Source organism: Sorangium sp. So ce124, assembly GCF_051525235.1.
GTDB classification, from domain to species: domain Bacteria; phylum Myxococcota_A; class Polyangia; order Polyangiales; family Polyangiaceae; genus Sorangium; species Sorangium atrum.
Genome location: NZ_CP150312.1, coordinates 4,078,658 through 4,105,455 on the forward strand (window position 1 = coordinate 4,078,658; position 26,798 = coordinate 4,105,455).

Genomic DNA, 26,798 nt, shown 5'->3' on the forward strand with positions numbered 1-26,798 from the left:
CCCCGCGCGCCCGATCACTGGCGACGGTGTGCCGCAGCGCCGCTCAGTTGGTCTCGTGGCGCTGCTGGTCGGCGCGCTGCGCGGTGCTGCTGCCCTGCTCGCCCTCGCGCTCGCCCTCGCCCGGCGCGCCGCTCTGTCCGTCGCCGCGCGACTCGCCGCCCTTGCGCCCGATCTGCGCCATATGTCCGCGGTTCTGGCTCACGGCCGCGCCGCCTTTGCGGCCGATCGCGGCCATGTGCTCGCGATTCTGGCTCACGCTCGCGCCGCCCTTGCGGCCGTCCGCGCGGGCCTCCTCGGAGCTGAACTCGTGGGCCGTGCCCTTCTCGTGCGCGGCCTTGCCGCCCATGCTCGCGATCGCGCGTTGCTGCTTCTGGTCCATCGCGGCGAACCCACGACTGCTGCTCTGACCGTGTTGCTGTGCCATGAGTCGTCTCCTTGGTGTCTGGGCGCATCGCTTCAGCACCCGCACGGGCGACCCAGGCGTGGTGCCCTGTGGGATCGTCGCTGAACGATGTCGGCTCCTCCGGGGGATTGCAACGTGAGTGCCATGAAGAGGGATCCATGGACACTCGACGTCACCGGCGCGGATCCAAGGGGCATCCGTGGATTCTCGTGAGAGCTCGGGAGCGTCCAGGGTGCGCTCCAGCCGGGCGAGGTGACGGCGATGCTCCGCGCGCACCCGGGGGAGGACGCGGTTTCTGCGCCGACGTGCGCAGCGCCGATTGCATCGCGTTGCGTCCAGCGCCGCTCAGCCTGGCCGAGACCGGCGTTCCAGCGGACGGCCCGCCGCGCGGCAGACTGCCCCACCGGTCGTGAGCGGGCGGGCCATCGCGCCTCGTCCTCGGCGCGCGGTCGAGACGACGCGCTCTCTCGTGTGGACGACTCGGGCGCTCGCGACGTCGCCGACGTCACGGCCGCCGGGCCGCTGCGAGGCGAGGATCGAGCTCCGGTGCCCAGAGCGCTTGACGGCGCGCGTTCCCGAACACCATCGCCGACCCCGGCGTCGTGGGCGCAGCCGTCGCGCAGATCCAGAGGCGACGCCGCCGCGCAGATTCTGCGCGTCAGCGAGCCCTGCAGCGCAACCTGGGACGCGACGGCAGCGTCGTGGCGACGCGTAGACGCTGCGCCGCTGCGTCGCCGCGTTCGCACGCGAGCGGCCCGCCGAGGCGGCGGTGGGCTGTCGCCTGGGCGCCGCGCCGGGGGCGCGGGGGCTCCTGCCGCCGTCGAGCGGCGCGAGGCGGCCCGTCAAAAACTCGACATCCGCGTGGCCCCCGAGTTGCTCAGCCTGTTGCCTCCCGGTCGCTGGAGCGTCACCGATGTCACGGTGACGCCACGCGCGAACACGTGATACAGAGCGGCCCGGCGTCAGTAGCCCATGCGCACCATGCCATCCCTGGAACGTCCCCGAATGCAAGAGAGGCTCACAACGGACTGTGACGAGGTCGCCGGCTCCGGCGGGCTGGTCGACGTCGAGCCCGAAGGCGCGCTGTTGAAGGACGCTCTGCGCGGCCTGGTCGGCGTGTTCGCTCTCCACGACGTGATCCTCATCGGCTATCTCGCCTTGACGACGGTCTTCCTGCTCGGGGCGCCGCCGACGGAGCTGCGAGCGCAGTCCATGAACCGCAATCTGGCGGGCATCGCCGCCCTGGTGTCCGTCTGTGTGCTCGTTCGTCGCGCCACGTTCCTGGCGCCCTCGCTGAGGAGCGTCCTTTACCGACTCTCGCTCGTCGGCGCCTTCCTCCTCAACTACCTGTCGCTCCGGACCCTCCTGCCGGCGGTCCGGAGCGACAGCGTCGACGCGGAGCTCCTCCACCTCGACCTCCTCGTCTTCCGCGTCGAGCCAGCGCTCTGGATGGAGCGCTTCAACACGCGCCCGATCGTGGAGTGGTTCTCCTTCTTCTATTTCAGCTACTTCTTGATCTGTTTCCTCTCGATGGTGCTGGCGGTCTGGGTCGCCCGCCCCGGCCGGAGGACGACGGAGTACGCGGTCGGCTCCACGATCGTCTACTGTGTTGGCCAGCTCGGCTACATGGCCGTCCCTGCGTACGGCCCCATCCAGGCGCTGAAGCACCTCTATCAGGGGCCGCTCGACGGCGGCTTCTTCTGGGGCTGCGTGAGCAGCGTCGTGCAGGCCGGCGGCGCGATGAAGGACGTCTTTCCCTCCTTGCACACGGCCGCGCCGCTCTGGTTCGCCCTCTACACGTTCCACCGCGCCCGCACTGACCGGCGCCTCTTCTGGCTGGCGGTGGTGGCCGCGTTCTTCTCCATGAACATCATCGTCTCCACCATGCTCCTCCGCTGGCACTATGCGGTCGATGTGGTCGCCGGCGCCGCCCTGGCGGTGGGCACGGCGTGGCTCACGCCGCGGCTCGTTCGCTGGGAGGAGGGCCTCCGCGCCCGCCTGGGTCAGCCGCAGCCGTGGAGCTTCCGGTAAGCGCGCCTCTCCTGCGCCGGCGCGCTCCAGTCCCGCGCGCCTTGTGGGGCCGGGGGAGCTGGCCTCAACGAGCCGGCCTCGGCCTGAGCGCGGTGAGCACGAGCAGCGGATCCGGCAAAGGGCTGGGCGACAGCTTGGCTTAGGGGTTCTCCGGGCCAGGAAGGCCGATGAAGCGGCGGTGTTGCGGTCGTCCCACGTCATCGAGCGTGGGTGTCGCTCGGCCCCGTGACGCCCGCCGCGGGGCTGTCGTCGTCCAACGCGACCTTCTGGCGGCCGCTCAGGCGAGCGGTGCCTCCCACGCTTTCAGCGGAGTCCCCCGCGGGAGCTCGTCGGCGCGGTCAGCCGCCGGCTGGAGCCGCGGTGCTTCGTGCACGCGGACCGGCGGCGCCTCCATCGCCGCAGGCTCCTCGGCGGCGCTCACCGGCAGAAATCCGTCCGACTGTTTGCTCCAGAGCCGCTTGTAGGCCCCGTTTCGCGCGAGCAGCTCGGCGTGGGTGCCGTCCTCGATGATCCGGCCGTTCTCGAACACCAGGATGCGGTCGAGGTGGACCACCGTCGAGAGGCGATGGGCGACGACGAGCACCGTCTTCTCCTTCATGACGTCGTCCAGCGTGTCCTGGATGGCCTGCTCGGTGATCGAGTCGAGGCTCGAGGTCGCCTCGTCGAGGAGGAGGATCGGCGCGTCCTTCAGGATGACCCGCGCGATGGCGATGCGCTGGCGCTGGCCGCCCGAGAGCTTGACGCCGCGCTCGCCGACCATGGAGTGATACTGCTCCTTCATCTGCATGATGAACTCGTGCGCGTGCGCCTTCCGCGCGGCCTCGACCACCTCTGCGTCGGTCGCGTTCAGCTGGCCATAGCGGATGTTCTCGAGGAGCGTCCGGTGGAAGAGGCTCGGGTCCTGCGGGATCAGGCTGAGCTGCGCGTGCAGCGCGTCCTGCGTCATGTCTCGGATGTCCACGCCGTCGATCAGGATGTGACCGGAGTCGATGTCGTAGAGACGCAGGATGAGGCTGACGAAGGTGGATTTGCCGGAGCCGGAGAAGCCGACGAGCCCGACGCGCTGGCCGCGCGGGATCGTCACGTTGAGGCCCTCGAAGATCGGCTGACCGGGCGTGTACCCGAAGGTCACGTCCCGGAGCTCGATCCGGCCGCGCTCGACCGTCGGGGCGACGGCCTCGGGGCGGTCGACGAGCTCGTGGGAGCGGACGATGGTGTTCACCCCGTTCGCGACGTTGCCGACGAACTCGAAGAACTCGAGGAAGCGGCGGCTGAGGTTGCGCGCCTCGTTGATGATGAGGAGCGACAGGCTCGTCGCCATGACGAACTCGGCGACGCCGATGTCGCCGCGCTCCCAGAGCCTGAGCGATTGGTAGAGCGTCCCCACCTTGAGCAGCGCGGCGGAGGCGAACTGGAACCAGCGCACGCGCTCGGAGTACCAGTTCGATCGGCGCACCGCGCGGAGCTCCTGCTTGAGCTGCTCGTCGAGGTACGCGCGCTCGAAGCCGAACCGGGCGAAGAGCCGCGCGCTCGTGAGGTTCGTGACCGAGTCGACGAGCTTGCCTGTGGTCTCGCTCCGCGCCGACGCGGCGCGCACCGCGTGGGGCTGGCACCGGGTCGCGAGCCAGTAGGAGATGCCGACGAACAGCACCGCCCAGGCCGAGACGACGGCGGCGAGCGCCGGGTGAGCGCGGTAGAGCAGCCCGATCGAGACCGAGAAGACGATGGCGATGGGCCAGAAGTCGAAGAGGATGGCCCACAGGGTCTGCGAGACCCCCATCGACGTCTCGCTGATCCGGTGGGCGAGCGCTCCGGCGAAGTTGTTGCTGAAGTAACGATGGGAGTGATGCTGGAGGTACGCGTACAGATTGCGGGTCACGTTCTGGCGCTGCCAGGGCCCGACGAGGATCTGGCAGAGGCCGGCGACGCGGCTGAACAGGAACTCGCCGGCGATGAGCGCGACGAACAGCGCCAGCGGGTCGCGCAGCCGTCCGCTCAGCAAGGCCCGGTCAGCGCCCGACGCATGCGTCACCCCCTGGATGACCTGCCCGATGGCGTACGGGATCATGATCCCGCACGAGGCGTGGGCCGACTCGAACACGAACATCGCCAGGTACCAGGCGCGGTAACGACCGACGAAATGAAGGATGAAGCGGAAGGGCGTGTCCGGGAGCACCGGAGCGCCGGGGGCGCGCTGCAGAGATGTCTTGGGTTCCACCGAGATGTCCTGGGCGCCCAGCGCGCCCTCATGAGCTGACGGTTATTGCGCGCTCCGCCCTCCGCCTTCCGCCCTCAAATGCACTAACCGGGCCAACTCTGCCTCGACCGTGACCGTGGAGGCGCGGTGGGAGGGGGCTGCTGCCTCAGCAGCAGCCCGTGGTGATCGGCTGCTGCGGCGCACGCAGGGGGCCCTGCGCTCGAACGATCCGGATCCACGCGCGGGCGCCCCGTGGAAGTGCAAGGTGGTTGTCGCTCGGCCCTTGCGTGGTCGGCGATCTCCGCTAAGCGCATCAGGATGAGCTGTTCTCTGTCTCGAGCAGCCGCGAGCGTGATGCGAGAAGGGATGAAACAGCGGTCGAGCGAGGAACGCGCAGAAGGGCGCGACTTCATCGAATGCCTGGAAGACCTCGCGATCGTGCGACCTGTGGATGACTCCGAAGAACATCTCCTCTGGGACACCGAGCTTCTGAAGCAGGAGCTCGCCCGCGCGAGTCCTGGTCGTGAGTCGGGGCTGATGCGGCTCCTCGCGGCGCGGGTCGCGATGAACAGCTCTTTCCAGTTCTTCGGCTTGCTCGACGCCCACGGTACGAGCTGGGAGTCGAACCATACCTCGACGCGCGGCGCCGGCGTGGAGCGGAGGGAGGTGCACGGCGTGCCCTTCTGGGAGTGCCGCTGGTGGCAGGGCTCGCCGGAGATCCAGGAGCGCCTGAAGGACGCGGTGCGGCGCGCGGCGCGCGGCGAGTTCGTCAGGTACGACGTGGATGTCCTCGGGGGCAACGAAGGTGAGCGGCGCATCACCATCGATTTCAACCTGAACCCCGTCAAGGATCGGCAGGGCAAGGTCGTCTTCATGATCGCCGAGGGGCGGGACGTCACCGAGCAGCGGCGGCTCGAGCGCGAGGTCGCGCAGCACCGGGACGAGCTCGCGACGCTCGACCGCCTCAAGACCGAGTTCGTGGCCAACGTGAGCCACGAGTTCCGCACCCCGCTCACCCTCATCCTCGGGCGCGTCGAGGACGCGCTGTCGAGCCAGGCGAGGTCGCTCTCGGGCGACGGCCTCTCCGCGGCCCACAGGAGCACCCTCCGGCTCCTCCGGCTCGTGAACACGCTGCTCGATTTCTCCCGCATCGAGGCGGGGCGCCTCCAGACGTCGTTCGCGCCCACCGATCTCGCGCGGCTCACCGCGGAGCTCGCGAGCTCCTTCCGCTCGCTGATCGAGGGCGCGGGCCTGTCGCTCGTCGTGGACTGCCCGCCGCTGCCCGAGCCCGTCTACGTCGACGCGGCGCAATGGGAGAAGGTCGTCACGAACCTCCTCTCGAACGCCTTCAAGTTCACGTTCGAGGGGGAGATCGCGGTCTCGCTGCGCGCTCACCCGGACCACGTCGAGCTGACCGTGCGCGATACCGGCACCGGGATCCCCTCGGAGGAGCTCCCGCGCATCTTCGAGCGGTTCCACCGCGTGCAGGGCGCGCGCAGCCGGAGCATCGAGGGCACCGGGATCGGGCTCGCCCTCGTCCAGGAGCTCGTCAAGGCACACGGGGGCTCGCTGCGCGCCTCGAGCGCGGTGGGGCAGGGGAGCGCGTTCACCGTGGCGATCCCGAGGGGCCGCGCGCACCTGGCGCCGGAGCGCGTGGTCGCCGCCGCGGAGCCGGCGCCCTCGGCGGCGAGCGCGAACCTCCACGTGCTCGAGGCGTCCCAGTGGTCCTCGCGCGGGCGCGAAGGCGCGGCGCCGACGGGCCCGGAGTCGCGCGCCGACGCAGCGCCCGTGCAGGTCACCCCGGGGGGCGGAGAGGGCCGGATCCTCGTCGCCGACGACAACGCGGACATGCGCGAGTACCTCATCCACCTGCTCACGCCGAGGTGGAGCGTGGAGGCGGCCTCGGACGGGCGGGCGGCCCTCGAGGCCGCGCTCGCGCGCCCGCCCGACCTCGTGGTGAGCGACGTGATGATGCCCGAGCTCGACGGCGTGGCGCTCCTCCGGGAGCTCCGGGCGGACCCGAGGACGAGCAGCGTCCCCGTGGTGCTCGTGTCCGCTCGGGCGGGGGAGGACGCCGTCGTCGAGGGCCTCGACACGGGGGCGGACGATTACCTGGTGAAGCCGTTCTCGCCGCGCGAGCTCCTCGCCCGCGTCCGGACGCAGATCGAGATGGCGCGGATGCGGCGGCGCGCCGTCGAGGCCGCGGAGCGGGAGCGCGCGCAGGAGCTGCCTCGCTTCCTGGACGCGGCGAGCGTGGTGCTGGCCGAGTCGCTCGACTATTCCACGACGCTCGCGCGGGTGGCGCAGCTCGCGGTGCCTGTCCTCGCCGACTTCTGCCTCGTCGACGCGCTCGACGAGGAGGACGGCACCTTCCGGCGGGTGGGCGTGGCGCACGCGGACCCCTCGCTCGCCGCCGTGGCCGAGGAGGCGAAGCGCTTCGCGCCCAAGCTCGACGGCAACCCGGAGCACCCGCCGACCAAGGTGCTCCTCGAGCAGAGGTCGGTGCTCGTCGAGCACTTCACCGACGAGCAGATGTGCGCCATCGCGCAGAACGACGAGCACCTCCGGGTGATCCGGGCCATCGGGGGGCACTCGTTCATGTGCGTCCCGCTGGCGCGGCGGGGGCGGCTCTTCGGGACGCTGACCTTCATCGTCGTGCGATCCGAGCGCCGGTACAGCTGGGCGGACCTCGCGGCGGCGGAGGAGCTCGGGCGCCGCTGCGCGCTCGCGGTGGACAACGCGCGCCTGTACAGGGACGCGCAGAGCGCGATCGCGCTGCGGGACGAGTTCCTCTCGATCGCCTCCCACGAGCTGAAGACGCCGCTCACCCCGCTCGCGCTGCAGATCCAGACCCTGATGCGCCGCGCGCCCGAGCTGTGCCCTGACAGCGAACGCCTCCCGTGGCTCATGGACCGGCTCGGGCTCGTTCGCCGGCAGAGCGAGCGGCTGAGGCGGCTCGTCGATAACCTCCTCGACATCTCCCGCATTTCCGCGGGGCGCCTCGCCCTGGAGCTGGAGCCAGTCCGGCTGTCGGACATCGTCCGGCAGGTGGTGTCTCGCTTCCAGGAGGGCGGCGAGATCGCGGAGGCGGGCTCGCGGGTCACCGTGAGCGCGGCGGACGACGCCGCAGGGAGCTGGGATCGGGTGCGGCTCGAGCAGGTCGTCGAAAACCTCGTCTCGAACGCGCTCAAATATGGTCAGGGAAACCCGATCGAGATCACCGTCGCCCCGATGGGCCAGATGGCCACGTTGACGATCGCGGACCACGGCATCGGGATCGCGCAGGAGCACATCGGGCGGATCTTCGGGCGGTTCGAGCGCGCCGTGTCGGCGCGGCACTATGGCGGTCTGGGCATGGGGCTCTACATCACGATGCAGGTGGTCGAAGCGCTGGATGGTTCGATCGAGGTGAGCTCTGCCCTGGGAGAGGGCTCGACCTTCAAGGTGACCCTGCCGCTCGCCGGCCCTCGGGACTCGGGCCGGCGGGGTCTGCCGGGATTCGAGGGCGCCTGAGGCGCCCGGCGCGAGGGGGGCCCGCGGGCCGGCCCGAGGTCGTGGCGCCATGGTCGCCGTCACCCTGCGAAGGGAGCGAGTGCGCATGACGATGAGCCGTCCCAGCAAGCGCATCCTGATCGTCGATGACGACGCCGCGATTCGCCGGACCTTGAGCGAGCTCCTGGAAGAGGAGGGGTATGCGGTCGCCTGCGCCGCGAACGGGCGCGAGGCCCTGGCAACCCTGCGGGACGATCCCTCGTCCATCGCGCTCGTCCTGCTCGACCTGATGATGCCGGTCATGGATGGGTTCCAGTTTCGCGCCGAGCAGAAGCGCGATCCGACGCTCGCCGCCACGCCCATCGTGGTGATGACCGCGCGCGGCGCGACGGAGCGCGCCGGCATCGACGCGGACGCGATCCTCAGCAAGCCGTTCGATGTGCTGAAGCTGATGGACACCATCGAGCGGAGCTGCCGGAGGGAGTGAGCCGGCGGCGCGCGGCGTGCGGGCTGGAAACTTCACGCCTTTCATGATTGACCGGGGCTGGCCGGCTCGCTCGAACCTGAGCCCGCCGGCCCGCATTCATGGTTGGCTTTTGGTCAAACCGAGCGCGCCCTTCACCACCTTGCCGAGCTCGGCGACGGGGCCGCGCCCCCAGTAGTGAAAGAAGAGGATGCGCGGCTCCTCGCCGATCATATGATTGTGGATCGCCACGATATTGATCTTGCCCGCGCGGAGCGCCTTCAGAACGGGCTGGAGCTCGTCCTCGGTGACCGCGAAGTCGCCGTCGACGACGGCATTGTCATCCGTGCCTGCGAACGCGGCCCACGTGTTCACGCCCATCGCCTTGCCGATCTTACAGCCGCAGTCGGCGACGGCGGCCGGTCGGCCGATCACGGCCTTGGCCATGCCGTCCTTGGCGGTGACCTTGACCCCGAGCGCCGCCTCCACCTTGGCCGGATCGATGGTGCTCTTCGCCGGAATGGCCGGCCCCTCGAAGCGCTCGCGCGGCTTCGGCGTCTTCTGCCGGATGGCCCGCGCCGCGTCCAGGGCAGCGCGTACGCCCTTGCCGAGAGCGTCCAGCTTGCCCTCGCCGCCGATGTGCATGAAGTAGACCTTGGGCCGGTCAAAGAAGAAGTGGTTGTGGAGCGCGGTGACCTCGATCCCGGCATCGAAGGCGGCGCTCATGGCGTCGTTCACCTCGTCCTCGAACAGGACGAGATCGCCCATCACCATGGCCTCGACGCCCGGCTTGTGGCCCGGGGTGAACCCGGCCCACGAGGTGAGGCCCATGAACGGCGGCATGGCCCAGCCATCCACCTCGACCTTGACGTCATTCCGGGGGAACGAGACCTTCACGACGCCTTCGGCGACCTCCGCCTTGCCCCCCGTGGACGCCTCGACGACCGCGGGATCCAGCGTGGCCGGGGCGGCCGGCGCCGCCTGAGCGGCGGAATCGGCCGCAGGTGGAGCGGCGGGACGCGCGACCGCCGGCGGCTCCGCCGAGGGCGCAGGGGATGCGTTGCTACAGCCGAGCGCCATCAGCGTGGCGAGACCGAGCCAATCAACGATGTTCCTCATCGCTTCTTCTCCTCTTGTCCATTGTCCAAGCGGCATCTTCTCAGATCAGAGCGGCATGATGGTGAGGTCGTCAAAGTACGTGACCGAGTCCGCCTTGGTCCAAACACCGACCTTCCCCGGCGCAGTGAACGTCCGGTCCGTCGCATCGATGACCTGGGTCCCGTCCCAGTGGACCTGGATCCGGTCCTCGCGGGCGTCTACCCGCAGTTCGTGCCAGTTGCCAGTCACCGCGCCGCTCCAGCTCGCGATCTGCGTCCGGCGTCCGTCCTTGACATGATAGAGCCGCACATTGCCCTCGAGAGCGTTCGCACGAGTGACGTAATAGTTGTTCTCGTCGAGATAGCGGAAGACGAGACCACACGCCTGGTCCACCTTGCCGGAAACGGCCTTGCACCTGACCGAGGCCCGGAGGTCGCGCAGCGTGGGCGCATCGGCGATGGCCACGGGAAACCGGGAGCTCGTGGCGTCGGTGTCGACCTGCGCGAGGACGTTCGTCCCGCTCGGCGCTCCGGCCTCCGCCTTGATCACCCACTTCCCCACGGCGCCCCCGCCCGTCCTGCCGAAGGAGAACCCGGCTGGCGGCGCGCCAGCTTGCTGCGCGTCGAAGTCCCAGGTGCGCGTCGCCGCCGGCCCAGAGGGAGCCGAAGGCGACGGCACTGAGGAGGCCGCAGGCGCGCCAGCGCTGCCGTCGCCGTCGCGCGGCTCGGTCGTCGGTTTCGCGGATGCGCCGGGCGTCAGGAGGGACGGCGCCGCGGGACTGGGCGGGGCTGCCTGCTCGCCACGACATGCGCCGAGCGCGACAAGGGAGAGGAGCGCTGCAACAGGTCTCGTCATCGTTCACCTCGCTGGAGCCATGGCGCTGTATGATACATCTGCTCTATGTGTGTAACAACTGTTGCATACGACCATGCCCGCGCGTAGGGGATGGGAAAATTCGATCCACGTGAAGCATCCGCTCGGGCTCACGAAGGCGTGCGGCTGAGGGCGGCAGGAGAAGGCGCGATGCCAACCCTGGGCGACGACTCAGCGGCCAGCGAACCTCCGACCCGGGTCTCGTTCACCTTGCGGGAGCTGCTCCGTTACTTCCTCTACCTCGGCGCGCTCGGGTTCGGCGGACCGATCGCCCTGGTTGGCTACATGCAACGTGACCTGGTGGAGCGGCGCCGGTGGTTCACAGAGGCCGAATACAAGGAAGGTCTCGCGCTCGCCCAGCTCGCGCCCGGTCCGCTGGCGGCGCAGCTCGCCATCTATCTCGGCTGGCTCCGCAGCGGCGTCGCGGGGGCCACGCTCATCGGTGCCGGCTTCATCCTGCCGTCGTTCCTGATGGTCCTCGGGCTCTCGGCGCTCTACCTCCGCTTCGGGGGGCTGCCGTGGATGCAGGGCGTCTTCTACGGCATCGGCGCGAGCGTCATCGCCATCATCGGGCGGAGCGCGGTGAAGCTCGTGAAGACGACGGTAAAGCAGGACCGGCTGCTCTGGGCCATCTTCGGCGTCAGCGCGGCAGTGACGGCGTACACCGAGTCCGAGATCGTCTGGGTGTTCCTGCTCTCCGGCGTCGCCGCCGTGCTCGTCCGGCGGTGGAAGGCGCTCTCCTCCAGGCCAGCCGCGCTCGCCCTGAGCCCAGCCGCTGCCTGGCTGCTCACCGGTCTGCACGGCCCGGCCGAGGGGCGCACGCTCCTTCACATCGGCTCGTTCTTCGCGGAGGCCGGCGCCTTCGTGTTCGGCAGCGGGCTCGCGATCGTGCCGTTCCTCTATGGCGGGGTCGTGGATCGGTTCCACTGGCTGAACGAGCGCCAGTTCCTCGACGCCGTGGCGGTCGCGATGATCACGCCGGGGCCGGTCGTGATCACGGTCGCGTTCATCGGCTACCTCGTCGCTGGCCCTGCAGGGGCGGTGGTTGCTGCGCTCGGCGTGTTTCTGCCCTGCTATCTCTTCGTCGTCCTCCCCGCACGCCACTTCCGCCGCTTCGCCGCAAAACCGGGCATCCACGCTTTCGTGGACGGGGTGACCGCCGCGGCCACCGGTGCGATCGCGGGCGCGGGCTTCGTGCTCGGCAGGAGGGCGATCACGGACATCCCAACCGCGCTGATTGCGCTCGTCACGCTTGGCGTCCTGGTACAGAAGAAGCTAAAAATACCTGAGCCGCTCGTGATCGTCGCGGCGGGTGTCGTGGGCCTCCTGCTGAAGGGAGCGCACGGGACATGAAGCAACGTCGTCTCGAGTTTTCCGAGATCGAGGTGATACGTGCCGTCGGATCGTCACGCTCCTCGTCTCCATCGTGAAAAGAGCTTCGGACCTGACAAAGGGGGCCGAGCGATCTTCCGCGCAGCAGCGCTTCGGCTGCGTGCGTCGACAACGCCCGCCGCGATCTGCTGAACCAGGTTGTAAAAGATGATCGGCAGCATCACCTCCGGGTGATCCCTAAGTGCGACGGATGCCAGCACCAGCCCTGTCCCGTTGTTGGTCATGCCCAGGCCGAACATCAGCGCGAGTCTATCGGCCGCGTCCGCCCGCGTGCAGCGCGCGAGGAATCCCCCGAGACCGAAGCTGAGGACGCACAACGTCGTGGTGATCAAGGCGATGATGAGCAGCAGATCCCAGTCGGGGTGGTTGAACGCTTGAGGCAAGGCGCTCGATGCATTGGAGTAGTTGAGCACCAGCAGGTCCACCAAGTTGAGCAGCCTCAAGGCCGGCGATACCACCTCCCGAGCTCTTGAGCCCAGCATGCGCTGCAGAAGCATGCCCACCAGGGATGGAACGACGACCGCGACGATGAGAAATCCGCTGCTCCCCTGGAACGCCAGCTCGTGCAGATCCTCGGCATAATCCCCACGTGCCATGTAGCCGACGAGGTGCAGCCCCACCGGGGTGATGAGCGGGCTACAGAGCGTCGATAGCAGTACCAGGCCCAAGCTCAAAACGGGATTGCCCCCGGCGTTTTGCGACCACGCCGTAGAAGACCCGGAAACAGGCATGGATCCTATGAGCGCCAACCCGACCAGGAGGTTCTGTAACTCGTTATCATGCCTTGGCACGGCCAGAAGCGAGACGGCGAGCGCGAAGACGATTGGTAGAACGGTGCTGGCCGCGAGTCCGATGCCGACGAGCCCGAGGTACCTGGTCAGATGCCGGAGCTGCTGCACGCGAACGCCGAAACCCGCATTTGCCAAGAGGAACGCCAGCAGGAGCAACGGCAGAGAAAGCTCGACGCGGCCGCCGCGCACCCAGGGGAGCGACCCGGCAGACAGGTCGCGCAAACGCAGACCTGGCCCGGACACCAACCACGCCAGCGCGTAGGCGCAGAGGAGCAGCCACAGCAGGCGCCGCTGCATCCAATCTAGAGCTCTCTGGACGATCTGGTTCATAAGGTCCTCGTACCGGCGCCTGGGCACCGGCGCCTGCCAGGTCACCTTCGATCCTGGAAACTCGCCGTCCTCGCCAAGCCAGCTCTCTGCGCCGGCGCCGTGCCGAGGATGCTGCAAGCCAGCTCACGCGCGCTGCTGGCATCGACGCCAGGGGAACGCCGCAGCGCACGCTCGCCTCGATGGTACAATTGTTCTACCCATGGATCAGTTGATCCACAACGATGACCGTCCATCGACCGTAGCCCCTGCGGCGGACCCCGACGCGGCCGCCCGGCAGGGCTCTGGCTCGAAGCAGCGCACCGCCCTCGCCCTGATGCCTTCGAGCGCAACGGCCGACGCGCAGAGGCTCCTCGTCACCCGGGCGCTGCGTGGCTTCGCCGACGGCTTCGTCAGCGTGCTCCTCGCGGACTACCTTTCATCGCTCGGCCTCAGCCCGCTCCAGATCGGGACCATCATCACCGGCACGCTGCTGGGCTCGGCGGTTCTTACGCTGGCTGTCGGGCTCCTGGGGCACGGGCTCGGCTCTCGGCAGCTCCTCCTTGGCGCCTCGGCGCTGATGTTCGCGACAGGGCTCGGTTTCCTAGGGGTCACGGCGTTCTGGCCGCTGCTCGTGGTCGCCGTCGCGGGAACGCTCAATCCCTCGGCAGGCGACGTCAGCGTCTTCCTGCCTGCCGAACAGGCCGCGCTCAGCGCGACGGTCGAAGGCCGCGACCGCACAGGGATGTTCGCCCGCTACAATCTCTCGGGCAACCTCGCCGGTGCGCTCGGCGCGCTGGCGAGCGGGCTGCCCGTGGCGGGTGCGCGCTGGTTCGGCTGGGATCGGGCGGCGGCAGAGCGCTCGGGGTTCGCGCTGTATGCGGCTGTCGCGGTCGCAGTCGGCATTCTCTACTGCAAGCTCTCGCCCGCGCTCGAGCGGCACACGCAGGCCGCGAAGGCCGCGCCTCTCCTGCGGTCGCGTAGGATCGTCGTCCGGCTCGCGGCGCTGTTCAGCCTCGACTCGTTCGGCGGCGGGTTCATCGTCCAGTCGCTCCTCGCGCTGTGGCTCTTCCGTCGCTTCGCCCTCTCCGTGGAGACGGCGGGCGCGATCTTCTTCGCCGCAGGCATCGCGGCGGGCTTCTCGCAGCTCGTCTCTGCACGGCTCGCAGCCAGGATCGGGCTCATCAACACCATGGTCTATACCCACCTGCCATCGAATGTGCTCCTGATCCTGGCCGCGCTCATGCCCACCGCGCCGCTCGCTGTCGGGTTCCTCCTTCTGCGCATGTGCCTCTCGCAGATGGACGTGCCCGCGCGGCAGTCGTACGTGATGGCGGTGGTCCCGCCGGAGGAGCGCCCGGCCGCCGCGAGCGTCACGAACGTGCCGCGCAGCCTCGCCGCAGCCCTCGCGCCGCTCCTCGCGGGCGCGATGCTCAGCCGTTCGAGCTTCGGCTGGCCGCTCCTGTGCGGCGGCATCGCCAAGACCATTTACGACGTACTCCTCCTGGTCCAGTTCGGCGCCGTCAAGCCGCCGGAGGAGACAGCAGACGGGGGCACGGCAGCGACCCGACCCGGGCGCTCACCGTGAACCAGACCGTCGCGCGCTCGAGGTGACCCCTCTGGCGATCGTCGCCTTCAGCAGGGGCGAGCTCGGTCGGAAGTCCGCACAGCGCGAGGCGCTCATGTCGCTCTTCATTCTCTCTTGCGCGCGAGCGACTCGTACAGATCGCCGAAGAGCGCAGCTCCCCGGGCGAGCCGCGCCTCGTCGTCTCGCTCGACCATGGCCAGCCCGTTCACGAGACACTCCACGCCCGGCCGCTCGGGCCGGTTGAACTTGGCATCCTTGAGATCGATGTCGTGGATGATCTCGGCGATGCGGCGCAGCGCTGGATCCGCGAGCCCGAACCGGTCGAGGAGCACCTCGAACGTGCAGCGGTCGCCTTCGTGGGTGAACTCGGCCTCGAACATGTCGAAGCGCAGCTCGCCCGGCTCCGGCGTGTAACCCTTGCCGCTCACGAACTTGAAGCGCGCCTCCGGATCGAGGAAGCGCCGGATGAGCCACGCGCTCGCGATGCGGTCGACGTGGATGTTCTTGCGGGTGACCCAGGTACGGCCGCGCACCTCGGCGGCCAGCACGGCCGGCTGACGCTTCGTCGACGATTCGCTCGCGCCGCCTTCGAGGCGCGCTTCGAGCTCACGTACGAGGCCCTCGACCGCGACGCGTCCGGTGGACGCGAAGAAGTCAACCGCCGCGATCGCGCCGAGCTGCTTCTTGAGGCGCAGGACCTCGCCCGCGAGCTCCGTGCGGCGCTCTTTGGGGACGCCTCCGCGCCGAGGAAGGACCTTCTGGACGGCGCGCACCTCCTCGGCCAGAGCTTCGTAGTCGGCGTTCCGGGCTTCGTGGAAGAGCGCCTCGATCTGCTCATCCGAGAGCCCCGCGGAGAACCGCGCCTCGCACACCGACGCCTCACCGCCGCCGTCGACGATCTCGCGGTATACCCAAACGAAGTCCTCGCGCGCCGAGTCGGTCGCCGGTAGCGTGTAGACGGAGTTCTTGATTGCGACGGCGCCCAGACGCTGCAGATGACGCCCGATCTTCACACGGAGGTATGCGGGCTTGGGCGGGAGCTGATGGATGAGGAGCAGCCATCGCCCGGTAGGCGCGTCCTCCGGGGGCGCTGCCGCCGGAAGAGGGCGCACGTGCTCGCCCGGCGAGCCGTTGGCGTCATCGCGCCGCGAGACAGATGAGCGGCGTGTTGCGCGGGAAGGCGGCATTCAGCACGGCATGTTTTCCGATGCGATGGTCACGTGTCAATGTCGAGAGCCACCGCGGCTGGCGTGCTCCCCGGGGCTGCCGGTCTGCCGCGTACCGTCAGTGAATCAGCTGGGAGCGCCCGCCCTCGAGCCGCACATGGTCGTGAGCACCGCGAGCAGCTCCGCCGGTTCGATGGGCTTCGGGACATGGGTGTTGAACCCTGCCCGCAACGCGCGCATGCGATCCTCCGCGCGCGCATAGGCGGTGAGCGCGATCGCCGGGGTCCGCCCCCCGCTCGCCGCCGGGAGCGCGCGGATCTTGCGGATCAGCGCGTAGCCGTCCTCGCCGGGCATCGCGACGTCGGACACGAGCACGTCGGGCTGCAGCGCCTTCACCGCGAGCAGCGCCTCGGCCGCGGACGAGACGGCCGTCACGCGCGCGCCGCACTGCTCGAGCATCGTGATGAGGAGCTCGCGCGTGTCGTCCTCGTCCTCGACCACGAGCACGTTCAGCGCCGCGAGCTCCGGCGGGCGGTCGCTCCCGGCAGAGACGCTCGGCAGCTGCGCCAGCCGGCGCCCCCGGCCGTGGCTCGGCGGCGCCGCGAGCGGCAGCTGGACGACGAACGTGGCGCCCTGACCCTCCCCGTCGCTCAGGGCGTGGGCCGTGCCGCCGTGCATCTCCACGAGGCTCTTCACGATCGTGAGCCCGAGGCCCAGGCCGCCGTGCCTGCGGGTCGTGCCGCTCTCGGCCTGCCGGAACTGCTCGAACACGTACGGCAAGAACGCGGGCTCGATGCCCTGGCCGGTGTCGGACACGGTGATCTCGGCGGACCCGTCGGCGCGATCGAGCCGGATGCGCACCACCCCGCCGCGCGGCGTGAACTTCACCGCGTTGTTGAGCAGGTTCCAGACGACCTGCTGCAGCCGGCCCGCGTCGCCCGCGACGGCGCCTACGCCGGGCTCGATCAGCGGCAGGAGCCGCACCCCCTTGGCGTCGGCCGCCGGCCGCACGACCTCGAGGGCGGCGTCGATCACGGGCACGAGCTCGATCGGATGGACGTCCAGCCGGAGCTTGCCGGCCATGATGCGCGAGATGTCGAGCAGGTCGTCGATGAGCTGCGCCTGCGCCTGGGCGTTGCGCTCCACCGTCTCCAGCGCCTTGTCGCGGCGCTCCTCGGCGAGCTGGCCGGTGCGCAGCATCCGGACCCAGCCGAGGACCGCCGTGAGCGGCGTGCGGAGCTCGTGGCTCATCGTCGCCAGGAACTCGTCCTTCAGGTGGCTGGCGGCCTCGGCCTCCCGACGGGCGGACTGCGCCGCGGCGAGCAGGTCTTGCCGCTCCTCCTCCGCGCGCTTCCGCGCCGTGATGTCGAAGAACGAGGAGACGACGCCGGCCACGGAGCCGTTCGCGCCGCGGAGCGGCTGCGCGTTCACCGAGAGCCACACGACCGAGCCGCCCGGCCGCTCCAGCCCCAGCACGACGCCCGACTGGGGCGCGCCGGTCCGGAGCGCGATCTGCGAGGGGACCATCTCGAAAGGGAAGGGCGAGCCGTCCTCGCGGACGAGCCTGCACGGCGGGCCCAGCATCGTGGACCCGACGAGCTGGGCCATGGGCAGGGCGAGGATCCGCTCGGCGCTCGCGTTCGCGGTGCGGATGACGCCGCGCTCGTCCTCGAGCGTGATGCCCTCCTCGAGCGCGCTGATGATCACGCGATAGCGCTCCTCGCTGTCCCGGAGCGCCCGCTCCGCCTCGATCGCGTCGGTCTCGTCGCGCGTGATCAGCACGGCGCCCGCGGGCGAGCCGTCGGCGTGCCGGAGCGGCGACGCCGTCCCGGCGAGGGCGCGGATCGAGCCGTCCGGGCGCGTGACGAGCCAGCGCGCGTTCTCGACCTTCTCGCCCAGGAGCGCGCGGTGGAGCGGGTCCTCGTCGGGGCGCAGCGGCCGGCCGTCCAGCGCGAGCAGCCCGCGGGGCCGGAGCGACTCGATCGCGTCGCTCGCGTCGCGCTCGTACACCCCGTGCTGCCGCTGGGCCTCGCCGTTGCAGATCCGGAGCGCCCCGCGCGCGTCCGCGGCCATGATGCCGTCGCCGCTCTGCTCGATGAGCGCGCGCAGCAGATCGCGCTCCACGGCCGCGATCCGCTCGGCCCGCTCGGCCCGCTCGCGGAGCCGCTTCGAGCGGAGGAGCGCGCCGACGCGCGCCGACAGCGCGGCCGCCGGGCAGGGCTTGACCACGTAGTCGTCGGCGCCCGCGGTGAGCCCCTCGACGAGGTCCTCCTCCTGCCCGGCCACGGTCAGGATGAGGATCGGGAGCCCGACCGTGGCGGCGCGCGACCGCAAGAGGCCACAGATCTCGGTGCCGGACATGGCCGGCATCACCTGGTCGAGCACGAGGACGTCCGGCAGATCGCCGCCCGCCACGCGCTCGAGCATCGCGGCGGCGTCCGTGAAGACCTGGACCTCGTACCCCGGCGCGAGGGCGCGCGCGGCCATCTCGGCCTCCAGCAGCGAATCGTCGAGGATCCACACCACCCCGCGCTGCGCGTGCTCGCTCGGCGGAGGCTCCATGCCCACGTCCCGGACGCCTCGCCCCGCGGCCGGCGCCGGGCGCCGGGGCGGGCCGTTCGCATCGCGCGCGGCGTCGGCGAGCACGAAGTCCATCGTCATTGGCCGATTCATGGTTCTCCAGGAGCAGCAGGGGCCGCGAGGCGTATCGCTAGAGGGCGGCGCCTCTCGGGGCGAGACGGGGCGCGGAGACGCGCTGGTTCCGCAAGCGTCTTTACCGCCCAGTCTCATCTGAGTGAGAGCCTGCGACGATGCAAGCGTAATACGATGAAAGACGCCCTGTCGCTCTCTTCTTCTGGGTTGCGTTTGGCGTTTGTTGCGTCCGATCACGTCCGGTTGCGTCAGGTTGCTTCTGGTCATTGCCCCCCGCACCACGCGGCCGTCGCCGGTTTCCAGCGACCGCTGTCATGGCGTTCGCGCGCCTGCCGACGTTCGCTGGCGCACTGGCGCTCCCCGGGGGAGCCCGGGCTCGTCAGCGAGCACAGCAGACATCGCCGGCGCCGGCTCGACGCGCGGGCCAGCGCACGGCCGGCGCGCTGCTCGCCCGAGCCGGGGAACCGGAGCTCGGGGCGGGGCTGACGGGAGTTCCCTGATTCTCCCTCGGACGCACAGGCGCGATTGACACCTCGTGTTCGGAGAGGCTATTCCCTCGACCGAGCACCGCTGTGGCAGAGATCCTCGTCGTCGATGACAGCAGGGTGATGCGCGAAATGGTGGTGGCCTGCCTGCGGGCAGAGCAGCACGGGTTCGCGCACGCGGCGAGCGGGCTCGAGGCGATTGAGACGCTCTCGCTCAGGCCGTTCGATCTCGTGGTGCTCGACCTGAATATGCCCGATATCGGGGGACTCGAGGTGATCGAGTTCATCCGGGGTCAAGACAGGCTGCGGAGCCTGCCGATCCTGGTGGTGACGACCCGGGGTGATGAGGAGTCCCGTGCCCGCACGCTCGCCGCGGGGGCGTCCGAGTTCATGACGAAGCCCTTCACTCCTGACGCCATCCTGGCCAGCGTGCGCGCGCTCCTGCAGGACGACGTCGCCGGCGCCGGATGACCGGCGCGCTCGATGTAAACGAGTTCGTGGCCGGCTACCTCGTCGAGGTGGAAGAGCACCTCTCCGCGTCGACGGCCAACCTCCTCGCCGTCGAGGCGGCCCTCCGCGCCGGCGAGTCGAGCCCCAGGCCGATCCGGGAGCTCTTCCGCGCCCTTCACACCATCAAGGGCCTCTCCGCCATGGTCGGCGTGGAGCCGATCGTGGATCTCGCCCACGCGATGGAGACCGTGCTCCGGGCGGCGGACCGGGCGGCCGGGAGCCTCTCCGCCTCGTCGATCGAGGTGCTGCTCCGCGGGCTCCGGGCCATCGAGGAGCGGGCCCGGGCGCTCGCCGAGGGCAAGCCGGTGCTGCCGGCGGCGCCGGAGCTCCTCGCCGCGCTCACCGCGCTCGATCTCGCCGCCGCGCCGTCGCCGCCCGTGCCGACGATCGGCGCCGATCCCGAGATCCTCGCGAAGCTCGGGCCCGGCGAGCGGGTGCAGCTCGCGCAGGGCGTGGCCGGCGGGCGGCGCGCGCTGCGGGTCGACTTCACCCCCTCGCCGGCGCGCACCGCCGAGGGGGTGAACATCACGACCGTCCGCGAGCGCGTCGGCAAGCTCGCCGAGATCGTCAAGGTCGTCCCGCTCTCGGTGCCGGCCGGCGATGGGGCGCCGGGCGGCATCGTCTTCGCGCTCCTCGTCCTCACGAGCGCGCCCGACGAGGAGGTCGCGCGCGCGGCGGCGGCGGATGGCGTCCGCGCGCTCACGGTGGAGCCCCCCGTCCCGCCGGCCGTCGCGGCCCTGGCGGAGCGCGAGCCGGACGAGCCGGTGGACCAGGAGCCCCAGCTCCGAGGCGTCGTCCGCGTCGAGGTGGCGCGCCTCGACGACGCGCTCGACAAGCTGTCGGCGCTCGTCGTCACGCGGTTCCGGCTCGCGCGGGCGGCCGCCGAGCTGCGCGCCCGGGGGGTCGACACCCGCGATCTGTCGGAGATCCTGCGCGAGCACGACCGGACGCTGCGCGACCTCCGCGCCGCCATCATGCGCGCGCGCATGATCTCCGTGAAGGAGCTCCTCGAGCGCGTGCCGCTGGTCGTTCGCGGCCTCGGCCGCGCGACCGGCAAGCAGGCCCGGCTCGAGATCGACGCCGGCAAGGCCGAGCTCGACAAGGCGGTCGCGGAGCGCGTCTTCCCTGCGATCGTGCACCTGCTCCGGAACGCCGTCGACCACGCCATCGAGCCGCCCGCCGAGCGGCGGCGCCTCGGCAAGCCCGAGGAGGGCGTCGTCCGGGTCTCCTGCTTCGAGCGCTCCAGCAATCAGCTCGAGCTCAGCGTCGCCGACGACGGCCGCGGCATCGATCGCGCGCTGGTGGCGAGGCGGGCCGGCCGCCCCGCGCCCGAGAGCGACGCGGCGCTGCTCGACCTCATCACGCTCCCTGGGCTGTCGACGCTCGACCAGGCCACGAAGACCAGCGGTCGCGGGCTCGGGATGGACATCGTGCGCCGCATCGCGGTGGAGCAGCTCAGCGGCGAGCTCTCGGTGAGCACGTCGCCCGGCGCGGGCACCACCTTCACCCTCCGGATCCCGCTCACGTTGACCATCGTGGACGCCTTCTCCTTCCTGTGCGGTGACCAGCTGTTCGTGACGCCCGTCGCGGGCGTCGAGGAGGTCTTGGAGATCGATGCCGCCCGCATCATCCGCGGCCCGGCCCCGGGCGAAGCGCGCGGAGGGACCAGGTTGCCAGCCGCGGGCGAAGCGCGCGGCGGGACCAGGTTGATCGAGCGCCGTGGCGAGGTCGTGCCCCTCGTCGACCTCGGCGCCCTCTTCGAGACCGGGGCCTCGCCCGCGCGCAGGGCGCTCGTCGTCCGTCGCCACGGCGCGCCCTTCGCGTTCGGCGTGACCCGCGTGATCGGCCAGCAAGAGGTGGTCGTGCGGCCGCTCGAGGACCCGCTCGTCAGGGTGCCGGGCGTGTCTGGCTCGACGGATCTCGGCGATGGGCGCCCCACGCTCGTCCTGGACCTCGTGACCCTCAGCGGCAGGCTCTCCGCCGGCCGCGGCGGCCGCGGCGCGCTCGTCCGGGTGGCCTCGTGAGCGAGCTGCACGTGGTCCTGAAGGTGGCGGACACCGAGTACGTCATCTCGGCGGCGGACGTGCTCCACATGGAGTCGTTCGCCGGGGCGACCCGGGTGCCGGGGACGCGATCGTACGTCGGCGGCCTGGTGCAGATCCGGGGCCGCGTGGTCCCGGTCGTGGATCTGCGCGTCCGCTTCGGGCTCCCGAGCGCGGAGCCGACGCTCGACTCGCGTGTCATCGTCGTCCAGCACGGCGGCCGCACCGTGGGCCTCCTGGTGGACAGCGCGCGCGAGGTCGTCAACATCGCCGAGGGCGAGCTGCGGTCGCCCCCCGAGGTCATGGCGGAGGAGAGCGCCGGGTTCGTCAGGGCCGTCGCGAAGATCGGGGAGCGCCTCGTCATGCTCGTCGACGTCGGCAGGATCATCGGTGAGGAGCAGGATCATGGCAGCTGATGCAATCGCGGACATCGATGGCGCGCTCGCGCGGGCGGAGCAGACCGAGCGCGCGCTCCGTCAGGCGGTCGCGACCGTCGCCGGCGTCGAGCAGGCAGCCGCGCGGCTCGCCGCCCTCGGCGCCGAGCAGGCCACCGCCGGCAGGGAGCAGGGGGCCATGGCGGGGGCGCTCGCGGGCGAGATCGAGGAGGCCGGCGCGGCCGCGCAGGCGCTCGCCCGCACAGGGCAGCGGGTGGGCGACGCCGTCGTCGAGGTCGTGAGGGGGACCGAGGGCATGGCGGGCGGCATCGGCGCGCTCGCCCCCGCGCTCGCGAGCGTGAAGGGCGACGCCGATACGCTCGCCGCCTCGGCGGACACGACCGCGGTCGCGCTCGAGGAGATGGCCCGCTCGGTGAAGGCGGTGAGCGCCAGCGCCGAGGAGCTCGCGTCCTCCAGCGAGGAGCTCCTCGGCGCGGTCTCCGTGACGAGCGGATCGGCCGACGAGGCGGCGGCCCGCGGCGAGAGCAACGCCGCGGCCATCGAGGAGATCGGGGCCACCATCGAGGAGATGTCGAAGGGCGTCGCGCGCCTCTCGGCCGACGCCAAGGGGGTCGGGGCGCAGATCTCGAGCATGGCCGGGGCCGTCGTGGGCGTGAGCGGCTCCCTCGATCGCGTCGCGAAGGACGCGATCGAGATGGCGAGCGCGGTCGAGGAGACCGCGGCGACCGCCGAGCAGATGGCGCGGTCGATCCGCGGGGTGGCCGAGAGCGCGAGGGCGCTCGACGGGAGCGCGTCGACGACCGCGAGCACGATCACGGAGATCGCGAGCTCGGTCGAGGAGGTCGCGGCCACCGCCGAGAAGAGCGCGGCGACCATCGAGGCGAACGCGGTCGCCGCCGAGCAGCTCGCGCGGACCGCGCAGCAGGTCGCGCAGAGCGCCGAGCAGATCAGCGGGCTCGCGGCCGGCAACGCCGCCACGTCGTCGCAGGTCGAGGCCTCGACGCGGCGGATCGTCGCCATCGTCGAGACCGCGCGCGCGACCGCCGAGCAGGGGGTCGCGACCGCGCGCCAGGGCGCCGCGACGGTCGGCAGGTCCATCGCCGGGCTCGGGAGCATCCGGCAGGCGATGGCCGACTCCGCGTCGGTCATGAAGGAGATGGGCAAGCGGGCGGAGGAGATCGGCGACATCGTCCAGACCATCAACCTGATCGCCGATCGCACGAACCTCCTCTCGCTCAACGCCAGCATCGAGGCCGCGCGCGCCGGGGAGCACGGCCGCGGCTTCGCCGTCGTCGCCGAGGAGATCCGCAACCTCGCCGATCGGGCCGCCGTCTCGAGCGCCGAGATCGCCAAGATCGTCCGCGCGCTCCAGGCGAGCGCCCGGGAGGCGGTGGCCGCCTCGAGCGAGGGCGTCAAGGTCGCGGACGAGGGGACCCGGCTCGCGAGCGACGCCGATCGGGCGCTCACGTCCATCCTGCAGGGGGTCGAGGAGCTCGGCCGCTCGATCCGCGACATCGACCGGGCGAACGTGGAGCAGGTGCAGGCGGTGGCCTCCCTGACCCAGACCGCGTCGCGCATGAGCGACGAGGGCAAGACGGTCGCGCGCTCTGCGGCCGAGCAGACCAGGGCGATCCAGGCGCTCGCGCAGGGCAGCGCCGAGATGCGGCGCATGGCCCGGCAGACGAAGGACGCGACCGCCGAGCAGGCGCGCGCGCTGCGGGACGCCGTGAAGGCCAACGCGCAGCTGACGTCCACCGCCGAGCGGGTGTCGCGGGCGATGGACGAGCAGGCGACAGGGGCGTCGCAGCTCGCCAAGGCCGCCGCGCAGATGCGCGCGCTGACCCAGCAGACCAGCGCCGCCATGGTCGAGCAGACCCGCACCCTGGCCGGGATCACGGCGCTCACGCAGGACGTCACGGGCGCGTCGCAGCGCATGGTCGCCGGCCTCGCGGAGCAGGCGGGCGGCGCGACCGAGATCGCGCGCGCGATGGACGACATCCGGCGGCTGTCGGTCCAGTCGGCGCGGGGCATCGGCGAGCAGGCGCGGGCCGCGAAGCAGCTGGAGGCGTCCGCCCGCCAGGTCGCGCGGCTCGCGGCGGCGGTGACCGCCGCGACGGCGGACCAGGGCAAGGCGACGGCGGCCCTGGCGAAGGAGGGGGAGTCCGTGCGCCGGATCGCCAGGCAGACGGCGCGGGCCGTGGCCGATCAGGCGGAGGTCGTCATGGCCCTCGCGTCGGGCGCGAACCGGCACACGGCGTCGCTCCAGGCCGCCGAGAAGGGGGCCTCTGAGCTCTCGACCCGGAGCGAGCAGCACGCCGCCTCGCTCTCGCGGCTGCGCGATCCGGTCCGGGAGCTGCTCGCCTCCACGGCCAGGCACGCGAGGGACACCGGCGCGATCGCGAGCGACGCAGGCCAGGTGCTCGAGCAGCTCGGCAGGATCCGGCAGGCGAGCGCGGAGCACGCGGACGCGGTCGCGGGCGTCGTCGCCACGGTCGCCCACGCCGTCGCCCACATCAAGGCGAACGGGACGCAGCACCCCGCGCCGCCGGAGACAGCGTGATCGCCCGGCGCCCCGCGCTCGCCGTCTCGGACGCGGAGCGGCAGCGCGTCGAGCAGGTCGAGCGGCTCGCCGCCTCGGGGCCTCCGGGGGCGCCTGCGCTCATCGAGATGCTCGCGGATCCGAGCTGGACCGTGCGGCGGGCCGTGGTCGCGTCGCTCGCCGCGCTCGGCGATGCGGCGGTCCACCCCTTGTGCGCGTGCCTCTCCACCCGGCGCGACAGCGAGGCGCGCATCGCCGCCACGGTCGACGCGCTCGTCGCGTCGCTGGGCGACGTCGACGCCGCCGTGCTCGCGCTGAGCCTGGATCCTCGCCCCGCGCTCGTCGCCGACGCGGCGCAGATCCTCGGCCGCCGCGGCAGCGCGAAGGCCGTCTCCCGGCTCGCGGAGCTCACGTCGCACCCCGACGACAACGTCGCGGTCGCCGCGATCGAGGCGCTCGGCCGGGTCGGCGGCAGGTCCGCGGTCGACTCGCTCGTGGAGGCTGTTTCCAGCGGGAATTTCTTCCGTGTCTTCCCGGCGATCGACGTGCTGGGCCGGAGCGGCGACCCGCGCGCGACCGGGCCGCTGGCGGTCCTCCTCGATGATCCTCGCTACGTGCTCGAGGCGGCGCGGGCGCTCGGCCGCACCGGCAGCCGCGGCGCCGTGGCGCCGCTGGTGCGCCTCCTCGGGCGGCCGAGCGACGGCGTCGTGCGCGTCGCCGCGGCGGCGCTCGCCGAGCTGCGCGAGCGGTACCGCGAGCGCTACGGGACGGCCGCGCCGATCGACGAGGCGCTCCGGAGCGAGGCGCCGGCGCCCGGCGTGGCGCGGCGGCTCTCCCAGAGCCTCGCGGGCGCGGATCCGGCCGAGCAGGCCGCCCTCTGCAGCGTGCTCGGCGCGATCGGGGGCGACGACGCCCTGCTCGAGCTGACGCGCCTGCTCGACGCCGGTCCTCCCGTCGCGAGCGCCGCCGCGGAGGCGCTCGGCCAGCTCTCGCGGAGCGCGGATCCCCGGGTGCTCGCGGCGCTGCGCGACGGCGACAGCCCGCGCAGGCTCCTGCTCCTGCCGCTCGTCCGGGGCGTCGCGGCGGCGGGCGACGTGGAGCGCTGCCTCGCCGATCCGGACGCGGAGGTCCGCGCGGCGGCGTGCGACGCGCTCGCGCGCATCGCGGAGCCCGGCTCGGCGCGCGCGCTGTTCCAGGTCCTCGACGACCCGAGCCCCCGCGTGGTCCACGCCGCGACGACCGCGATCCAGGGCCTCGGCGGCCCGGACGTCGAGGGGCTCGCGCTCGCGGCGGCCCACGAAGGGACCCCGGCCGCGCGGCGGACGGCCCTCCGGATCCTCGGGCACCTCGCGCCTGCGTCGGCGCTGCCGGTCTTCCTCGACGGCCTCTGCGACCCCGACGTGCGGGCGCGCGAGCAGGCGATCCATGGCCTCGCGTCCCTCGCGGCGCCGGCGGCGCTCGACGCGCTCGTCGCTGTCGCGGCCGATCCCACGGCGCGGATCCGGGCCGTGGCGATGCGGGCGCTCGGGCAGTCGCGCCGGGATCCTCGCGTGATCGACGCGCTCCTCGCGGGGCTCCGCGACGGCGACGCATGGGTCCGGTACTACGCCTGCCAGTCGCTGGGGAAGCTCGGGTGGGAGGCGGCGGCAGGGGTCATCGCCGAGCGGCTCCGGGACGAGAGCGGCCAGGTGCGCGTGGCGGCGATCGAGGCGCTGTCGGGGATCAAGGGCGATCTCGCGCTCGCGGCGCTGGAGCAGGCGGCCCGGGACGGCGACACGGACATGCGGCGGTCGGCGCTGATCGGGCTCGGCATCGCCGGGCGGGAGGCGTCGCTGCCGACGTTGCTCGGCGCGCTCTCGTCCCCGGACGTGGCGACCCGGCTGGTCGCGGTCTCGGCGATCTCCGGCTTCTCGTCGCCCGAGGTCCTGCCGGCGCTCGTGCAAGCGGCGGGCGACCCCGACGAGAGCGTGCGTACGGCCGCGACCAGCTTCATCGCGGGGCGGCCAGGCGCCGAGGCGACGAGGACGCTCGTCGCGCTGCTCGTCACATCGCGGGCGCAGGGCCCGCTCCTCGCCGCGCTGTCGACCCCCGTGCCGGGCCGCATCCAGGGCATCCTCGACGCCCTGGGCACGGCGGACGACGAGCTCTCGCCGCTCCTGACCGCGGCGCTCGCGCGGATGCGGCTCCCCGGGGCGCACGCCGCGCTCCTCGAGGCGCTCCGGCTGCCGCGCGCGCCGGCGCGGAAGGCGGCCGCCACGACGCTCGCCGCGGTGGCCACCCGCGAGGGCTTCGCGGCGGTCGAGCGCGCCGCGCGGACCGATCCAGATCCCGAGGTGCGGCGCGTGTCCGCGTCGGTCCTCGCGCAGTGGGCCTGA

At 71.7% G+C, this 26,798-nt stretch carries 17 protein-coding genes; 10 read left to right on the top strand and 7 right to left on the bottom strand.

The window, feature by feature from the left end; all coding sequences use genetic code 11:
• Nucleotides 1-43: 43 nt before the first annotated feature.
• Nucleotides 44-424 (bottom strand): KGG domain-containing protein, encoded by a 381-nt coding sequence (locus WMF19_RS15480; protein WP_437899802.1) that lies wholly within the window; start codon nt 422-424, stop codon nt 44-46.
• A gap of 984 nt (nt 425-1,408) precedes the next feature.
• On the opposite strand from WMF19_RS15480, the gene WMF19_RS15485 reads away from it, so the two are divergent.
• Entirely contained in the window at nt 1,409-2,434 is a 1,026-nt protein-coding gene (locus WMF19_RS15485) for a phosphatase PAP2 family protein (RefSeq protein WP_437899803.1), read from the top strand.
• Between the two features lie 277 nt (nt 2,435-2,711).
• On the opposite strand, the gene WMF19_RS15490 is transcribed toward WMF19_RS15485, so the two are convergent.
• Complete coding sequence (locus WMF19_RS15490; RefSeq protein WP_437901634.1) at nt 2,712-4,541, bottom strand: ABC transporter ATP-binding protein; 1,830 nt, start codon at nt 4,539-4,541, stop codon at nt 2,712-2,714.
• A gap of 456 nt (nt 4,542-4,997) precedes the next feature.
• Here WMF19_RS15490 and WMF19_RS15495 point away from each other — a divergent pair, with 456 nt between their 5' ends.
• Nucleotides 4,998-8,144, top strand: a complete 3,147-nt coding sequence (locus WMF19_RS15495; protein WP_437899804.1) for an ATP-binding protein — start codon at nt 4,998-5,000, stop codon at nt 8,142-8,144.
• A gap of 85 nt (nt 8,145-8,229) precedes the next feature.
• Nucleotides 8,230-8,610, top strand: coding sequence for a response regulator (locus WMF19_RS15500; protein ID WP_437329349.1), 381 nt, complete (start codon nt 8,230-8,232; stop codon nt 8,608-8,610).
• Between the two features lie 96 nt (nt 8,611-8,706).
• On the opposite strand, the gene WMF19_RS15505 is transcribed toward WMF19_RS15500, so the two are convergent.
• Complete coding sequence (locus WMF19_RS15505) at nt 8,707-9,705, bottom strand: DUF1259 domain-containing protein (RefSeq protein ID WP_437899805.1); 999 nt, start codon at nt 9,703-9,705, stop codon at nt 8,707-8,709.
• A gap of 45 nt (nt 9,706-9,750) precedes the next feature.
• Complete coding sequence (locus WMF19_RS15510; RefSeq protein WP_437899806.1) at nt 9,751-10,539, bottom strand: hypothetical protein; 789 nt, start codon at nt 10,537-10,539, stop codon at nt 9,751-9,753.
• Between the two features lie 168 nt (nt 10,540-10,707).
• On the opposite strand from WMF19_RS15510, the gene WMF19_RS15515 reads away from it, so the two are divergent.
• Nucleotides 10,708-11,910 (top strand): chromate transporter, encoded by a 1,203-nt coding sequence (locus tag WMF19_RS15515; protein WP_437899807.1) that lies wholly within the window; start codon nt 10,708-10,710, stop codon nt 11,908-11,910.
• A 53-nt stretch (nt 11,911-11,963) separates the two neighbouring features.
• Here WMF19_RS15515 and WMF19_RS15520 read toward each other — a convergent pair whose 3' ends face one another.
• Nucleotides 11,964-13,070, bottom strand: a complete 1,107-nt coding sequence (locus tag WMF19_RS15520) for a bile acid:sodium symporter family protein (RefSeq protein WP_437899808.1) — start codon at nt 13,068-13,070, stop codon at nt 11,964-11,966.
• Nucleotides 13,071-13,383: 313 nt separating this feature from the next.
• Here WMF19_RS15520 and WMF19_RS15525 point away from each other — a divergent pair, with 313 nt between their 5' ends.
• Nucleotides 13,384-14,634, top strand: coding sequence for an MFS transporter (locus WMF19_RS15525; protein ID WP_437901635.1), 1,251 nt, complete (start codon nt 13,384-13,386; stop codon nt 14,632-14,634).
• A gap of 104 nt (nt 14,635-14,738) precedes the next feature.
• On the opposite strand, the gene WMF19_RS15530 is transcribed toward WMF19_RS15525, so the two are convergent.
• Together WMF19_RS15530 and WMF19_RS15535 are read right to left on the bottom strand one after the other, a co-directional pair.
• The gene (locus WMF19_RS15530) at nt 14,739-15,746 is read right to left on the bottom strand and encodes a chromate resistance protein ChrB domain-containing protein (RefSeq protein WP_437899809.1); all 1,008 of its coding nucleotides are present in this window, start codon (nt 15,744-15,746) and stop codon (nt 14,739-14,741) included.
• 180 nt (nt 15,747-15,926) lie between these two features.
• On the bottom strand, nt 15,927-18,461 hold the full coding sequence (locus WMF19_RS15535; protein ID WP_437899810.1) for a hybrid sensor histidine kinase/response regulator: 2,535 nt from the start codon (nt 18,459-18,461) through the stop codon (nt 15,927-15,929).
• A gap of 563 nt (nt 18,462-19,024) precedes the next feature.
• Between WMF19_RS15535 and WMF19_RS15540 the strand changes: the two genes are divergently transcribed.
• Genes WMF19_RS15540 through WMF19_RS15560 form a run of 5 tightly spaced genes read left to right on the top strand, consistent with a single transcriptional unit; the run spans nt 19,025 to nt 26,798 of the window.
• Nucleotides 19,025-19,408, top strand: a complete 384-nt coding sequence (locus WMF19_RS15540; RefSeq protein ID WP_437329356.1) for a response regulator transcription factor — start codon at nt 19,025-19,027, stop codon at nt 19,406-19,408.
• Complete coding sequence (locus WMF19_RS15545) at nt 19,405-21,471, top strand: chemotaxis protein CheA (RefSeq protein WP_437899811.1); 2,067 nt, start codon at nt 19,405-19,407, stop codon at nt 21,469-21,471. The genes WMF19_RS15540 and WMF19_RS15545 overlap by 4 nt, the downstream gene beginning before the upstream one ends.
• A complete protein-coding gene (locus WMF19_RS15550; RefSeq protein WP_437329358.1) occupies nt 21,468-21,905 on the top strand; it encodes a chemotaxis protein CheW in 438 nt (145 codons plus the stop codon). The genes WMF19_RS15545 and WMF19_RS15550 overlap by 4 nt, the downstream gene beginning before the upstream one ends.
• Nucleotides 21,895-24,444 (top strand): methyl-accepting chemotaxis protein, encoded by a 2,550-nt coding sequence (locus WMF19_RS15555; RefSeq protein WP_437899812.1) that lies wholly within the window; start codon nt 21,895-21,897, stop codon nt 24,442-24,444. The genes WMF19_RS15550 and WMF19_RS15555 overlap by 11 nt, the downstream gene beginning before the upstream one ends.
• On the top strand, nt 24,441-26,798 hold the full coding sequence (locus WMF19_RS15560; RefSeq protein WP_437899813.1) for a HEAT repeat domain-containing protein: 2,358 nt from the start codon (nt 24,441-24,443) through the stop codon (nt 26,796-26,798). Before WMF19_RS15555 ends, WMF19_RS15560 begins: the two co-directional genes overlap by 4 nt.